The organism is Sphingomonas sp. LR55 (assembly GCF_036856015.1).
In the GTDB taxonomy this organism is placed as follows: Bacteria; Pseudomonadota; Alphaproteobacteria; order Sphingomonadales; family Sphingomonadaceae; genus Sphingomonas.
This window is the reverse complement of record NZ_JASPFO010000001.1, coordinates 308,003-320,680: the sequence shown is the minus strand read 5'-3', so window position 1 is coordinate 320,680 and position 12,678 is coordinate 308,003. Positions and strand designations below refer to the sequence as shown.

The window sequence follows — 12,678 nt, the reverse complement described above, 5'->3', positions numbered from 1 at the left end:
GGCGCTCGACCACAGTGACCGCCTCAACCACCCACGTCTGGCGACTCCTCAAATGGGGCCGCATCCTAGCCCGCCATGGCGCGCTGCGCGGCATCGAGCGTGACCCCAACACGCCCGCCCCCGTCCGTCGCCTCGCGCGGATCGCACGGTTCGGCGCACGCGTGCCGGCAGTCCCGCGGTACGCCGATGCGTTCCAGGCGATCGGCCCCGCGGCGATCAAGCTTGGCCAGACGCTCGCCACCCGCCCCGATCTCGTCGGTGAAGACGCCGCGCACGATCTGCTCAGGTTGCAGGACCAGCTCTCCCCCGTCCCCTACGCGACGATCGAGGCGGCGATGCTGGCGAGCTTCGGCAAGCCGCTGGAAACGCTGTTCTCGCGCATCGAACCGATCCCGGTCGGCGCCGCGTCGATCGCGCAGGTCCACCGCGCCGTTACGACGGATGGCCGCCAGGTCGCGGTGAAAGTCCTCCGGCCCGGCGTCGAGGACGATTTCGCGCGCGATCGACACGTACAGTTGGGCCGCAGCTCAACTTGAGGCGCTCAGCCCCGAAGCGATGCGCCTGCGTCCGCGCCTCACGATCGAGACGTTCAAGCGCTGGACGCTGCGCGAACTGAACTTCCGCCGCGAGGCCGCCTCGGCCTCCGAACTCGCGGAGGGCATGACCGCCGAGCCAGACTTCGTCATCCCCGCGATCGATTGGGCGCGCTCGACCAATAAGGTCATGACGATCGAGTGGATCGACGGCATCAAGCTGTCCGACCGCCCCGCACTGGTCGCCGCCGGCTACGACCTTCCCGGCCTCGCCAACACGCTCGTTCGCGCATTCCTGCGCCAGGCGATCGCCGACGGGTTCTTCCACGCCGACATGCACCAGGGAAACCTGTTTGCGCTTCCCGGCAACCGCATCGCCGCGATCGACTTCGGCATCATGGGCCGGATCGACCGCCGCGCCCGCGTCTGGCTAGCCGAAATCCTCTACGGCCTGATCACCGGCAACTACAAACGCGTCGCCGAGATCCATTTCGAGGCGGGCTATGTCCCCGCCTATCACGACGTCGCCGAGTTCGCGACCGCGCTGAGGGCGGTCGGCGAGCCGATGCGCGGGTTGCCGGTCAAGGACATGTCGATCGGGATGATGCTCGACAGCCTGTTCTCGATCACGCGCGATTTCGACATGGTCACGCAGCCGCACCTGCTGCTGCTCCAGAAGACGATGGTGATGGTCGAGGGCGTCGCGACCAGCCTCAACCCCGACATCAATTTGTGGGAAGCGGCCGAGCCGTTCGTCCGCGACTGGATCCGCGGCGAACTCGGCCCCGAGGCGATGATCGCCGACCGGCTGATCGCGGACTTCCAGACGCTCACACGGCTGCCTGAGCTGGTCCGCCGGATCGAGGCGCATTACCCCGCGCCCGGTGGCGCGCCGCCGACGATGCCGCTGCGCGAGATCGAAGTGATCCGGATCGGCGGCGGCTGGCGCTACATGGCGGTGGCGCTCGCAACCGCGCTGACCAGCGTGGGTGCGACCTGGCTCTTGCTGCGGTGATATCCGCCTGCCGGACCGGATGATGCGCCGTCCCGTAGCGCCTTTGTGGCTGACGAGACCGTCGCGGTTTGCGGCGATGTCGCAGTCGGGTGCACGCGCGACGCTGGCGGTGTTCGTCATCGCGATCTTGGCGACGTGGCTTGCCCTTTCGGTACCGACCGCGCGCCGCGCAACCGGTGCCGATCACGGCACGGACATGGCGCTCTACGCGGGAATCGTCGACGGTGTTCGGCACGGCGGCCCCTATTATGCGGTCGCGGCCGATGCGATGCGCGCGGGCAACTATCCGATGAAGCCGTTCGTCACGATGCGCCTACCGACCCTCGCGGTCGTGGCCGCAGCGTTGCCCGCCTTCGCGGTTGTCGCCATGCTGTACGCACTGGCGACCGCGACGTTGATCGCCTGGTGTCGCCGCCTGCGCCCCGCGTTGAGCCAGCCGGCGCTCGCCATCGCGATGATCCTGCTGCTCGGCGGAATGCTAGCGTTCTTCCAGGCGGGCCTGGTGCTGTTCCACGAGATCTGGGCAGGATTGCTGATCGCGCTGTCGCTCGCGCTGCGTCGTCCAGGCTATTGGGTCGAAGCGGTCGCATTAGGCCTTGCCGCCGCGCTTGTCCGCGAGACCGCCGCGCCGTATCTCGTGTTGATGGCGGTCTTCGCGCTCGTCGAAGGAAGCCGCCGTGAGGCCGCCGCCTGGATCGGATCGCTCGCCATCGTCGCGATCGTTCTGGTGCTCCACGCGCATGCCGTGTCGCTCGTCGTGCATCCGCTGGATCCGTCGTCGCCGGGCTGGGCCGGCATGCTCGGGGTCGGCTTCGTCGTCCGCGCGATCGTCGATGCCTCTGCGCTCAGCCTGTTTCCGCTCGTGGTTGCCGCGCCGATAGTCGGTATCGCGGCGTTCGGCTGGACCGCCTGGCACGATCCGCTCGCCGGGCGGATGGCCGCGCTGCTCGCCGGCTATGGCCTGATGCTTGGCCTGTTCGGGCGGATCGACACATTTTACTGGGCCTTGCTGATCGCGCCGGCCTCGCTCGTGGGGATAGTCTTTGCAGCCGACGGACTGCGCGATCTGGTACGAGCCGCGAGCGACGGGCGACGCATTACGGTCCGCCGCGTAATACGCTAAGACGCCGTCCATGACGCGTATTCTCCTGATCGTCGGCGGCGGGATCGCCGCCTACAAGGCCGCCGAGCTGATCCGCCTGCTCAAACGCGATGGCCACGCGGTACGCTGCGTGATGACCGAGGCAGCGCATCATTTCGTCACGCCGATGACGCTCGCCGCGCTCAGCGAGGACAAGGTCTACACGACGCTGTGGGACCTCAAGGACGAGGCTGAGATGGGCCATATCCAGCTCAGCCGGCAGGCCGACCTGATCGTCGTCGCGCCCGCTACCGCCGACCTGATGGCCCGCATGGCCGCGGGCCTCGCGAACGATCTCGCGACGACGCTGCTGCTCGCCACCGACAAGCCGGTGCTCGTCGCGCCGGCAATGAACGTCCGCATGTGGGGCCATGCCGCGACCGTCCGCAACGTGGCGCAGCTTCGCGCGGATGGCGTCACGGTGATGATGCCCGACGAAGGCGCGATGGCGTGCGGCGAATACGGTCCCGGCCGCCTGCCCAAGCCGCCCGCGATCGTCGCCGCGATCGAGGCCTTGCTCTCGCCTGCACTGCCGAAGCGCCTTGCGGGCCGCCACGTACTCGTCACCGCCGGACCGACTCACGAGCCGATCGATCCGGTGCGCTACATCGCCAACCGCTCGTCGGGCAAACAGGGCTTTGCGATCGCCGCAGCGCTGGCACGGCTCGGCGCACGCGTGACGCTGGTCGCGGGCCCGGTGACGCTGCCGACTCCACACGGCGTCGACCGGATCGACGTCGAGACCGCGCGCGAGATGGCGCACGCGGTGGACCGCGCGCTGCCCGCCGATGCCGCGGTCATGGTGGCTGCCGTGGCGGACTGGCACGTCGAGTCCTTCCAGCAGAAGATCAAGAAGGGCGATGCCACGCCGACGCTGACGCTCGCGGAAAATCCCGATATTCTCGCGACTTTGGCGCGCAGCCCCTCCGCCCTCGCCTGCTGATCGGGTTCGCCGCCGAGACCGAGCGCGTCATCGAACACGCCGTCGCCAAGCGTATCCGCAAGACCGCAGACTGGATCGTCGCCAACGACGTCTCGGGCGACGTGATGGGCGGCGCCGACAACAGCGTGCACCTCGTCACCGCCGCGGGCGTCGAGAGCTGGAAGCGCATGCCCAAGGACGCGGTTGCCGCACGACTGGCGGACCGCATCGCCGATGCGCTAGAAGCCGCATCATGATCCGTATCGAACTGAAGCGCCTGCCGCATGGCGAGGGCCTGCCTTTGCCCGCCTATGCGACCGAGGGTGCCGCCGGGATGGACGTCGTTGCCGCCGAGGCGTTGACGCTCGCCCCCGGCGACCGAGCCGCGGTCGCGACAGGTTTCGCGATCGCCATTCCCGCAGGCCATGAGGTGCAGGTCCGCCCCCGCTCCGGCCTTGCGCTGAAGCACGGCGTCACCTGCCTCAACACCCCCGGCACGATCGACAGCGACTATCGCGGCGAAGTGAAGGTGATCCTCGCCAATCTCGGCCAAGCCCCATTCGAGATCGCACGCGGCGACCGCATCGCGCAACTGGTCCCCGCGGTCGTCCTCCGCGCGACGCTCGCCGAAGTCGATACGCTCGACGACACCACCCGCGGCGCAGGCGGCTTCGGATCGACCGGGCGATGATCGCCGCGTTTCTCCTGCTGCTTCAGGCCGTCGCCCCGCCAGGCGTCGCGACGCAGGTCGCGCCGGCCGCACCATCTGCCGCCACGCCGACCGCCAGCGTTCCCCTGCCGCCGCAGGATTGGAGCGGGCTGCCAATTCTTCCGATCCGCCGGTCCGCGACGATCCAGGCGAACACCTCGATGTACGTCCACGGCGAGGTGATGGCGGGACGCTGTGCGAAGGCGGTGCGGACCGCGCAGGGCTGGACGCTCACGCTCGACCTCGCCGTCCTCGCGACGCCGCAGGGCCGGTTTCGCCGCGTGACGCCGCGCGCGATCGATTGCCCGACGGTCGAGCAATATGCTGCCGGCGTACTCGTCGGTACGCCGCGCGACGCGATCGACCTCGACGATACGCAGACCGACACCTGGTATCGCACCAGCATGACCTTCACCTGGGCAGGCAGCTGAACCGCATGATGCTCTCCGACGACGAGCTCGTCCGCTACGCCCGACACATCGTCCTGAAGGAATTTGGCGGTACCGGTCAGGCGAAACTGAAGGCGGCCAGCGTTGCAGTCGTCGGCGCGGGCGGGATCGGCTCGCCCGCGATCCAGTATCTCGCCGCGGCGGGCGTCGGCCAGATGATCCTGATCGACGACGACAGCGTCGAGCCCTCGAACCTTCAGCGCCAGACGATCTTCACGACCGCCGACACCGGCCTCGCCAAGGTCGAGGCCGCCGCCGCCGCCGCGCGCCGGATCAACCCGCATGTCGAGATCGCCGCGCATTGCATCCGGATCGACCCCACCAACGTCGCGGACCTGCTGGCCGGGGCGGACGTCGTGCTCGACGGCTGCGACAATTTCGCCACCCGGTTCTGCGTCGCCGATGCCGCCCACGCGCTGCACATCCCGCTGGTCTCCGCGGCGGTCGGCCAGTTCGAAGGCCAGCTCGCCACCTATCGCGGGTGGGAAGCCGACAAGCCGTGCTATCGCTGCTTCGTCGGCGAAGATCCCGAACGGGCGGAAACGAGTTGTGCGGAGGACGGCGTGCTCGGCCCCGTCACCGGCATCCTCGGCAGCCTTGCCGCGCTTGAAGTGCTCCGCTCCATCGCGCCCTTCGGCGACGATCAGGCGGGCAAGCTGCTGCTCGTTGACCTGCTGGCGCTGCGGTTCCGCACGATCCGGTTGCCGAAAGACCCCGGTTGCCTGCGGTGCGCGCCCTCGCCGATGATCTGAAAGCGACTATAGGCCCTTAGACCGGCCGCGACGTCCATCGCCGATTGACTCCGCCGCCAATTCCGCTAAGGCGCGGGCTCGTTCGGCGGGCTTGCTCGTCGAACTCCGTCCGAGACAGTGGGTGCACAGGGTTTGCCGGTGCTTAATCTCCCACCTAGACGGGGAATGAGATTTTGCGGAGCGCTTCGTGCGCCTGCCCTCTCCCATGCCCCATCGACGAGACACCCCGGAAGCGCGGGCTTGTCTGCGCCTCCGGTTAGTAACCGGGTTCCCTGCGCAAGCGGTGAACTCGTAAAACGTGGAGAATGGCATGGATCGTGATCAAAAGACCGCGGCCGTAGCCGAGCTGAACCGCACCTTTTCCGAGGTCGGCGTCGTCGTTGTCACGCGCAACCTCGGCCTGACCGTCGCACAGTCCACTGTGCTGCGGAACAAGATGCGCGACGCCGGCGCGACCTACAAGGTCTCGAAGAACAAGCTTGCCAAGATCGCAATGGACGGCACCGACTACAGCTCGCTGGGCGACATGCTCACGGGTCCGGTCGGTCTGGCCAGCTCCATCGATCCCGTCGCGGCCGCCAAGGTGGTCGTGGAATTCGCGAAGACGAACGACAAGTTCGAAATCGTGGGTGGGGCGATGGGCGCGACGACCCTCGACGTCGACGGTGTGAAGGCGCTCGCAACGCTGCCCTCGCTGGACGAACTGCGTGCCAAGATCGTTGGCCTCATCGTGGCACCCGCCACGAAGCTGGCAACGATCACGCAGGCTCCGGCAGCGCAGCTCGCGCGCGTGCTTTCCGCCTACGCGGAGAAGGAAGCCGCCTGATCTTGCAGGCCTTTCGTTACCTTTTTGAACTGATGGGGCACGAGCCCCGAGATGGAGATTTATCATGGCAGACCTGAACGCGCTCGTTGAGAGCCTGAGCGAACTGACCGTTCTCGAAGCAGCTGAGCTTTCGAAGCTGCTCGAAGAGAAGTGGGGCGTTTCGGCCGCAGCAGCGGTCGCAGCACCGGCAGCAGGCGGCGGCGCCGCTGCTCCTGCAGCAGAAGAGCAGACCGAATTCGACGTCATCCTGACCGGCGACGGTGGCAAGAAGATCAACGTCATCAAGGAAGTCCGTGCGATCACCGCGCTCGGCCTGACCGAAGCCAAGACGCTGGTCGAGTCGGCTCCCAAGGCCGTCAAGGAAGGCGTGTCGAAGGACGAAGCCGCCAAGATCAAGGCTCAGCTCGAAGCAGCTGGCGCGACCGTCGAGGTCAAGTAAGCCGCAGCGGGAGAGACGGGCCATACTGGCCCGCACTCCCGCAAGGCCGGCCGGCGGCATTCATGCCGACCGACGAAGCAGGGGCTTTGCCCCTGCTGGCCGCAGCTAAGAAAAAGGGCGGCCCCAGCGATGGGGTCGCCCTTTTTCGTGTCTGGTGATGGTGGGTCGTCCTGCGTACGCGGGCGTAGCGCGCGGAACCTGTGCTTCGATACGAGCCCTCGATACGCTTCTACGAAGCTACTCGGTCTCTACTCAGCACGAACGGGGAGAGCTAGCGACGTCTCGCTTCCCGCCCCCTTTAATTCACCGCTCGAACGTCGCGGCATGCGGCCGGGCGGCGACCGTCGTGAACATCTTTGCGGGGGCATCCAGCCAGAACGGTGCGAGCTTGGCGGAGTCGACGCGTTCGATGCCGACGACCCACGCGCGGGCGGTCTGCGCGTCGTCACCGGCAGTGGTGTAGAGGATATTGGTGGCGACGACGGGGACGAACATCGGGCGGTTGGCAGCGGTCATGGTCTGGATCGCCTCGCGCGCGATCGCAACGACGGTGCGGATCGTGCGGGTCTCGCCAGGCGCCAGCGCGAACGGTGGCGTGGCCGGGCGGCCGATCGGAGCGGCATTGAACTGGGCGAGGTCGGTGTCCTGACGAGCATGCGCGGTCAGCAGCGCGATGCCGGTGCGGATCGCTTCGGCGGCCACGGTGCCGGTGTTGGTGACGACGAGTTCGCACTCGACCGTCGCGCTCAGCAGGTTGAGACCGGCGCGCAAGGGACGGAGGTCGCAGGTTACGCGAGCCCGCGGAACGGCAGGCGGCGGCGGTGGCGTTTTTGCCCGCGGTTCGAGGAATTTCGGCGCGGCCGCCGCGGCCACGGGAATTGCGACGGACGTAGCAGGCGCGACCGGGACCGCTATAGGCTCGATCGATGAGGCGGGGCCGACGGCGGGTTCCGGCGCAGCGGCGGGCTCAGGCGCGAACGGCTCCGGTGTCGGCTGGACGACGGTTTCGACCTCTACGCGGTCCTGCCTACGGCCGCGGGGTTTGCGGCGGAGCAGCCAGAGCGCGCCGATGACTACGATGACGACTGCGAGCGAAAGCCAGAGCGGCATCGCCCTGCCCGTCTCTGGTGCAGTGACCGTCGATTGTGTCGTTGCGTCGGGCGTGGGCGTAGGTTGCGGGACTGTGGGTTGCGGGGCAGCGACTTGCGGGCCGGACTCCGTCGATTGAGCTTCCGACGGCGGCGGGGCCGATGCCGGCTGGGGCGTAGGAGTCGCTATCGGCGCGGGTTCGGTGGAGCCCGATGAACGTGTCGGCTCGGTCGAGGTACGGGCTTGCGACGGTTCGGATTCGTTGCGCGCGGCGGGCCGTGTAACGACGGCTTTTTCCGCAGCAGCTGGTTCCGCGGCGCGGGAACGCGATGCGCGGCGGGACGCGGGCGTCTCGCTCGGCAGGACAATCGTCGGCGCGTCAGGGATCGGGACCGCGGTGCTGGTCTGCGGCGCTGGGTTCGCCAAGCCCTCCAGGCCACGGACCGGCGCGGTCTGCTCGGTCTGTGCCGTTGCCGGACTGGCCGATGCGAGCATCGTCATGGTGGCGAGCAGGGCGGCCAGCGCCCCGCGATCGGTCGTCATTGTCGAAAATCCCCTGCGCGCGGTCGTCGCGGCGTTGTGGGCGGGGGAGGCTGAACACGGCCCGACGGCAACCCGCGTTGCGACGAGTTGCGCCTTGGTAGCGGTGAAACGCGGCTGGCGTAACGACGTCAAATATTAATCCTCCCCCGCCAGGGGGAGGATTCGGAAGGCGAGTCTACTTTGGTGCGATGACCACTGCCCCGCCCTTCATGACGAAGCTGGGATGCTCTAGCTCGCGGACATCGGCGAGCGGATCGCCATCGACTGCGACCAGGTCGCCGAAGCGGCCGGGCTGGATCGCGCCGACGTCCGCTGTCCTGCCGAGCGCCTGCGCCGCGCTGGAGGTAGCCGCCTGGATCGCCTCGATCGGGGTCATGCCCCATTCGACCATCTTGGCGAACTGCAGCGCGTTGTTGCCGTTGGGATAGACCCCGCCATCGGTACCGAAGAGCATCTTTACCCCGGCGGCGTGCGCGGCGCGGAAGGTCTGACGCTGCTTGAGGCCGACCTGGCGCTCCTTCTCGAGACTCTCGGCGAAGACGCCGTTCTTGGCGCCCTCGGCGAGGATATAGTCGTCGTCGTAGATATCCATGTCGAACCATGCGCCGCTGGCCTTGGCGAGCCTGAACGATTCGGCTTCGGCGAGGCTGGCGTGCTCGATCGTGTCGACGCCTGCGCGGAGTGCGTCGTTGATGCCCTCGACGCCGTGCGCGTGGACCGCGACCTTCATGCCGAGCATGTGCGCCTCCTCGACGATCGCCTTGATCTCTGGGAGGCTGATCTGCTGCGCACCGACGCTGTCGGTCTTCGAGAGAACGCCGCCGGTCATGCAGACCTTGACCACCTCGGCGCCATATTTGCGGATCGTGCGAATGGCGCCGCGAAACTCGTCGGGGGTGTTGGCGATCTGCGGATGGGGGACCTGGATCGAGGGCGGAAATTCGGTCGCATCGCAGTGCCCGCCGGTCGCGCCGAGCGCGTAGGTCGCTGGGACGATGCGCGGGCCGGGGACGTAGCCGCGATCGATCCCTTGCTTGATCGCGACGTCATCATAATTGGCGGAGCCGACGTTGCGCACCGTGGTGAAGCCCGCGTCGAGCGTCTTCCGCGCATTGGCGACGCCGACGACGGTCCAGAAATTGTCGGTGAACTCGAGCGTACGGTACCCGCTGAGCGTCGGATCGCTGGTCAGGTGGACATGCATGTCGATCAGGCCGGGGAGCAAAGTGCGCGTCCCGAGGTCGACGCGTTCGGCGCCGGCGGGGACCGCATCGCCTTTGCGTCCGACCGCGGTGATGCGGCCATCGACGATCGTGACCTGCGGGTTATCGACCTGTTTGCCGGCGAGGACGTCGATCATGTGCGCGGCGGTGACGACCACCGTCTTCGCGTCTGCGGTGGTGGCGGTGGTTGCGAGCAGCGTGGCGGTTAGAATCGTAGCGATCTTCATGAAGTTATCCCCTTCCCCGAGTTGGGCTTCGTGTGCGTCACCAAGCGTGATCGGACAAGAGTGGGATCGATCCTCCCCTGCCGGGGGAGGTGTCGCCGAAGGTGACGGAGGGGGAGGACACGCAACCCACGTGGCCGCTTACCTCCCCCTCCGTCTGGCGAGTGCCCCCCCTGGCGGAGGAGGATCGTGCGGTGGCTGGCCTTGCCCTATTCTCGACACCGGTACAGGCCATCGGAGATGTTCCAGACGACGAGGTCGCCCCTGATGATGCTTCGCTTTCTTCCGTTCTGCGCACTGGCAGCCGCGCTCGTGCCGGCCACCGCGAGCGCCGATCCCGCGCCGTTCGACCTGACTGGCCCGAGTCTGCGCGTCGGGGTGACGCACGGCACGGCGACTTTGCCGATCGCGCAGGTGCCGAGGCTGGCGACCGGCGACCGCGTAACGATCGCGGCGGATTTACCGACCAGCAAGAGGGACGACGCCGAACGCTATCTGCTGGTCGCGGGGTTCCTGCGCGGTGCGACCGAACCGCCACCGAAGTCGTGGTTCTTCAAGGCGGAAACGTGGAAGGTGAAGAAGGCCACGCTCGCGTTGAAGGTGCCGGAAGGGGCGCGCCAGCTGGTGGTTTTCCTGGTGCCCGACAGCGGCGGGTTCGATGCGGTCGTCTCGGCGGTACGCAAACAGCCTGGTGCGTTCGTGCGTGCGGTACAGGATCTGGATCAGGCGTCACTCGATCGCGCGCGACTCGACACGTTTCTCGACGGCATCCATGCGCTCGAACGGACCCGGCCGGAGCGGATCGAGGCGGTGTCGCCGCTGCTGTCGCGCAGCCTTGCGGTCAAGCTCAAGGCCGAATGCCTCGATCTCACGGCCGATCTGCAAGCGTCGTGCCTGACGCAGAACCGTGAGTCGCTGCTGCTCGCGGATGGCCAGAGTTCGACACTGGCCGATACGCTCGTCGGCGCGCCCACAGACCTGGCGTTGCAACTCAGCGCGACACCGGCGGGCGGGCTCGGCTATTACAGTCCGTATATCGGCGTGGTCCGCGATCTGGCGAAGATCTTCGGTGCGTTCCAGTCGACGCAGTTCCGCTACATCCCGGCGCTGGCGCGGGTGCGCGAAGATCGGATGGCGCTGCTGCTGAACGCGGCGCCGTCGTTCGCCAGCCCGAAATCGGTCATGGTGGTGGCGATGCCGGTGATCGAGACGGGCACGCCGAAGACACCGACGTTGCGTCGTGCGGAGGCGGACCGGCTGGTCTGCGCGGCGAAGCCCGATCTGGTGCTGCCGGTCGAGGGTGCGCCGCTGATCTATGCGACGAAGTTCGCGCATGCCATGAGCCTGCGCGTGACGACGCCGCAGGGTGGTGCGGTCGAGCTGCCGGTGCAGGCCGATGCCGAGCGCGGCGGCTACGTGCTCGATCAGGTCGGCATGCGGACTACCGGGCTGAGCGCGGTGACCGACGCGACGCTGCACGGGCGCTGGGGGTTTACGCCGTTCGACGGGCCGCGGTTCCGCTTGCAGGTGCCGAGCGCTGGTGGCTGGCAGATGGTCGATACCGACCCCGAGAATTTGGTGGTCGGGCGCGACAACCCGGTGGCGCTGGCCGGGCCGACGCCGAGTTGCGTCGAGGCAGTGACGCTGGTTGGTTCCTCCGGTGAGGTGCCGCTGGCGTGGACGACTAGCGGCGACCGGATCGGACTGACACTGCCGCTGGGGAAGACAGCGCCGGGGAAGCTGACGCTGCTCGTGAAGCAATACGGGGTCGTGGCGCCGGAGAAGATCGCCCTGACCGCGTTGGCCGAGGCGGGGCGGATCGATGGCCTGACGCTATACGCGGGCGATACGGCGGGGACGCTCGCGGGGACGCGGCTCGACCTGGTCGCGTCGATGGCGGTCGACGGGGTCGCATTCAAGCCGGGCGAAGTGATGCGCGCGGACAAGGGCGATCTGCTGGGGCTCACCGCGGATGCGGCGCCGAATTTCGCGGCAGGTCAGACCAAGACCGCGCTCGTCACGCTGACCGATGGGCGCAAGCGGTCGGTGAAGGTCACCGTCGCCGCGGCACGACCCAAGGCGACTCTGATCGCCAAGAGTGTGATTGCACCGCCCTCCCCCGGCCTCGCAGTGACCTTGGCGGGCGACACCGCAATCGCGCAGGATGCCCGGATCACCTTCTCGCTGCGCGCCGAAGGGACCACGCGATTTGCGGCGGGGGACAGCGTCGAGATCGGGGCGGTCGCTGGTGGACCGACGATGACCGTCGCGTCGGGTCGCGGGCTGACCGTACAGGACGAGCGGATCGCGGTGATCTCGGTCGAGCCGGGCAAGGCACTAGGCGTGTCCGCGCATGGGCCGCTGCGGTGGCGGCTGGTGCAGAACGGCGTCGCCGGCGACTGGGTGCCGTTGACGAGCCTGGTGCGGGTGCCTGCGCTGGCCGGGGTGACGTGCAAGGATGCGTGCACGCTGGCGGGGAGCGACCTGTTCCTGATCGATTCGGTGGCGGCGAATGGGGGGTTCGCGGACGCGGTGCGGGTGCCGGAGGGGTTTACCGGGGCTTCGTTGAACGTACCCAAGCCGGTTGGCGGGGCGCTGTTTCTGAAGCTGCGGGATGACCCGGCGGTGGTGGCGACGGTGGCGGTGAAGAACTAGAATTCGACTTCGCGATCCTCCCCCGCCAGGGGTAGGTGTCGCCGAAGGTGACGGGGGGGAGGATACGGAACGTCGCTTACCTCTTACCGCCCCCTCCGTCTGGCAAGCGCCAGCCACCTCCCCCTGGCGGGGGAGGATTTCGATCGTGGGTTCCGCAC

General features: G+C 67.9%; 10 protein-coding genes and 2 pseudogenes. 10 read left to right on the top strand and 2 right to left on the bottom strand.

What is annotated here, in order from left to right; translation table 11 throughout:
- Positions 1-14: 14 nt before the first annotated feature.
- The 8 genes and pseudogenes from ubiB (at position 15) to rplL (ending at position 6,786) form a co-directional block, all read left to right on the top strand.
- A pseudogene (ubiB, locus tag QP181_RS01575) lies at positions 15-1,548 on the top strand (2-polyprenylphenol 6-hydroxylase).
- Positions 1,549-1,570: 22 nt separating this feature from the next.
- Complete coding sequence (locus tag QP181_RS01570) at positions 1,571-2,671, top strand: phosphatidylglycerol lysyltransferase domain-containing protein (protein WP_333927344.1); 1,101 nt, start codon at positions 1,571-1,573, stop codon at positions 2,669-2,671.
- Between the two features lie 10 nt (positions 2,672-2,681).
- Positions 2,682-3,868, top strand: a pseudogene (coaBC, locus tag QP181_RS01565) (bifunctional phosphopantothenoylcysteine decarboxylase/phosphopantothenate--cysteine ligase CoaBC).
- Positions 3,865-4,302, top strand: coding sequence for a dUTP diphosphatase (gene dut, locus QP181_RS01560; protein WP_132897762.1), 438 nt, complete (start codon positions 3,865-3,867; stop codon positions 4,300-4,302). Before coaBC ends, dut begins: the two are co-directional and overlap by 4 nt.
- Positions 4,299-4,751, top strand: coding sequence for a hypothetical protein (locus QP181_RS01555; RefSeq protein WP_132738881.1), 453 nt, complete (start codon positions 4,299-4,301; stop codon positions 4,749-4,751). Before dut ends, QP181_RS01555 begins: the two co-directional genes overlap by 4 nt.
- Positions 4,752-4,756: 5 nt before the next feature.
- Complete coding sequence (locus QP181_RS01550) at positions 4,757-5,521, top strand: HesA/MoeB/ThiF family protein (protein ID WP_132897760.1); 765 nt, start codon at positions 4,757-4,759, stop codon at positions 5,519-5,521.
- Between the two features lie 310 nt (positions 5,522-5,831).
- A complete protein-coding gene (gene rplJ / locus QP181_RS01545) occupies positions 5,832-6,347 on the top strand; it encodes a 50S ribosomal protein L10 (protein WP_055879768.1) in 516 nt (171 codons plus the stop codon).
- Positions 6,348-6,411: 64 nt separating this feature from the next.
- Positions 6,412-6,786, top strand: a complete 375-nt coding sequence (rplL, locus tag QP181_RS01540; protein WP_056047577.1) for a 50S ribosomal protein L7/L12 — start codon at positions 6,412-6,414, stop codon at positions 6,784-6,786.
- A gap of 303 nt (positions 6,787-7,089) precedes the next feature.
- Here rplL and QP181_RS01535 read toward each other — a convergent pair whose 3' ends face one another.
- Complete coding sequence (locus QP181_RS01535; RefSeq protein WP_132897759.1) at positions 7,090-7,896, bottom strand: hypothetical protein; 807 nt, start codon at positions 7,894-7,896, stop codon at positions 7,090-7,092.
- 181 nt (positions 7,897-8,077) lie between these two features.
- Here QP181_RS01535 and QP181_RS01530 point away from each other — a divergent pair, with 181 nt between their 5' ends.
- On the top strand, positions 8,078-8,557 hold the full coding sequence (locus QP181_RS01530) for a hypothetical protein (RefSeq protein WP_132897758.1): 480 nt from the start codon (positions 8,078-8,080) through the stop codon (positions 8,555-8,557).
- A gap of 36 nt (positions 8,558-8,593) precedes the next feature.
- Here the strand turns inward: QP181_RS01530 and QP181_RS01525 are convergent, their stop codons facing one another.
- Positions 8,594-9,868, bottom strand: coding sequence for a Xaa-Pro dipeptidase (locus QP181_RS01525; protein ID WP_333927343.1), 1,275 nt, complete (start codon positions 9,866-9,868; stop codon positions 8,594-8,596).
- A gap of 267 nt (positions 9,869-10,135) precedes the next feature.
- Here QP181_RS01525 and QP181_RS01520 point away from each other — a divergent pair, with 267 nt between their 5' ends.
- Positions 10,136-12,520 (top strand): hypothetical protein, encoded by a 2,385-nt coding sequence (locus QP181_RS01520; RefSeq protein ID WP_333927342.1) that lies wholly within the window; start codon positions 10,136-10,138, stop codon positions 12,518-12,520.
- Positions 12,521-12,678: the final 158 nt, after the last annotated feature.

Coding starts and splice junctions, on each gene's coding strand:
- QP181_RS01570 (WP_333927344.1), top strand. CDS start 1,571: ATGCGCCGTCCCGTAGCGCCTTTGTGGCTGACGAGACCGTCGCGGTTT.
- dut (WP_132897762.1), top strand. CDS start 3,865: ATGATCCGTATCGAACTGAAGCGCCTGCCGCATGGCGAGGGCCTGCCT.
- QP181_RS01555 (WP_132738881.1), top strand. CDS start 4,299: ATGATCGCCGCGTTTCTCCTGCTGCTTCAGGCCGTCGCCCCGCCAGGC.
- QP181_RS01550 (WP_132897760.1), top strand. CDS start 4,757: ATGATGCTCTCCGACGACGAGCTCGTCCGCTACGCCCGACACATCGTC.
- rplJ (WP_055879768.1), top strand. CDS start 5,832: ATGGATCGTGATCAAAAGACCGCGGCCGTAGCCGAGCTGAACCGCACC.
- rplL (WP_056047577.1), top strand. CDS start 6,412: ATGGCAGACCTGAACGCGCTCGTTGAGAGCCTGAGCGAACTGACCGTT.
- QP181_RS01535 (WP_132897759.1), bottom strand. CDS start 7,896: ATGCCGCTCTGGCTTTCGCTCGCAGTCGTCATCGTAGTCATCGGCGCG.
- QP181_RS01525 (WP_333927343.1), bottom strand. CDS start 9,868: ATGAAGATCGCTACGATTCTAACCGCCACGCTGCTCGCAACCACCGCC.
- QP181_RS01520 (WP_333927342.1), top strand. CDS start 10,136: ATGCTTCGCTTTCTTCCGTTCTGCGCACTGGCAGCCGCGCTCGTGCCG.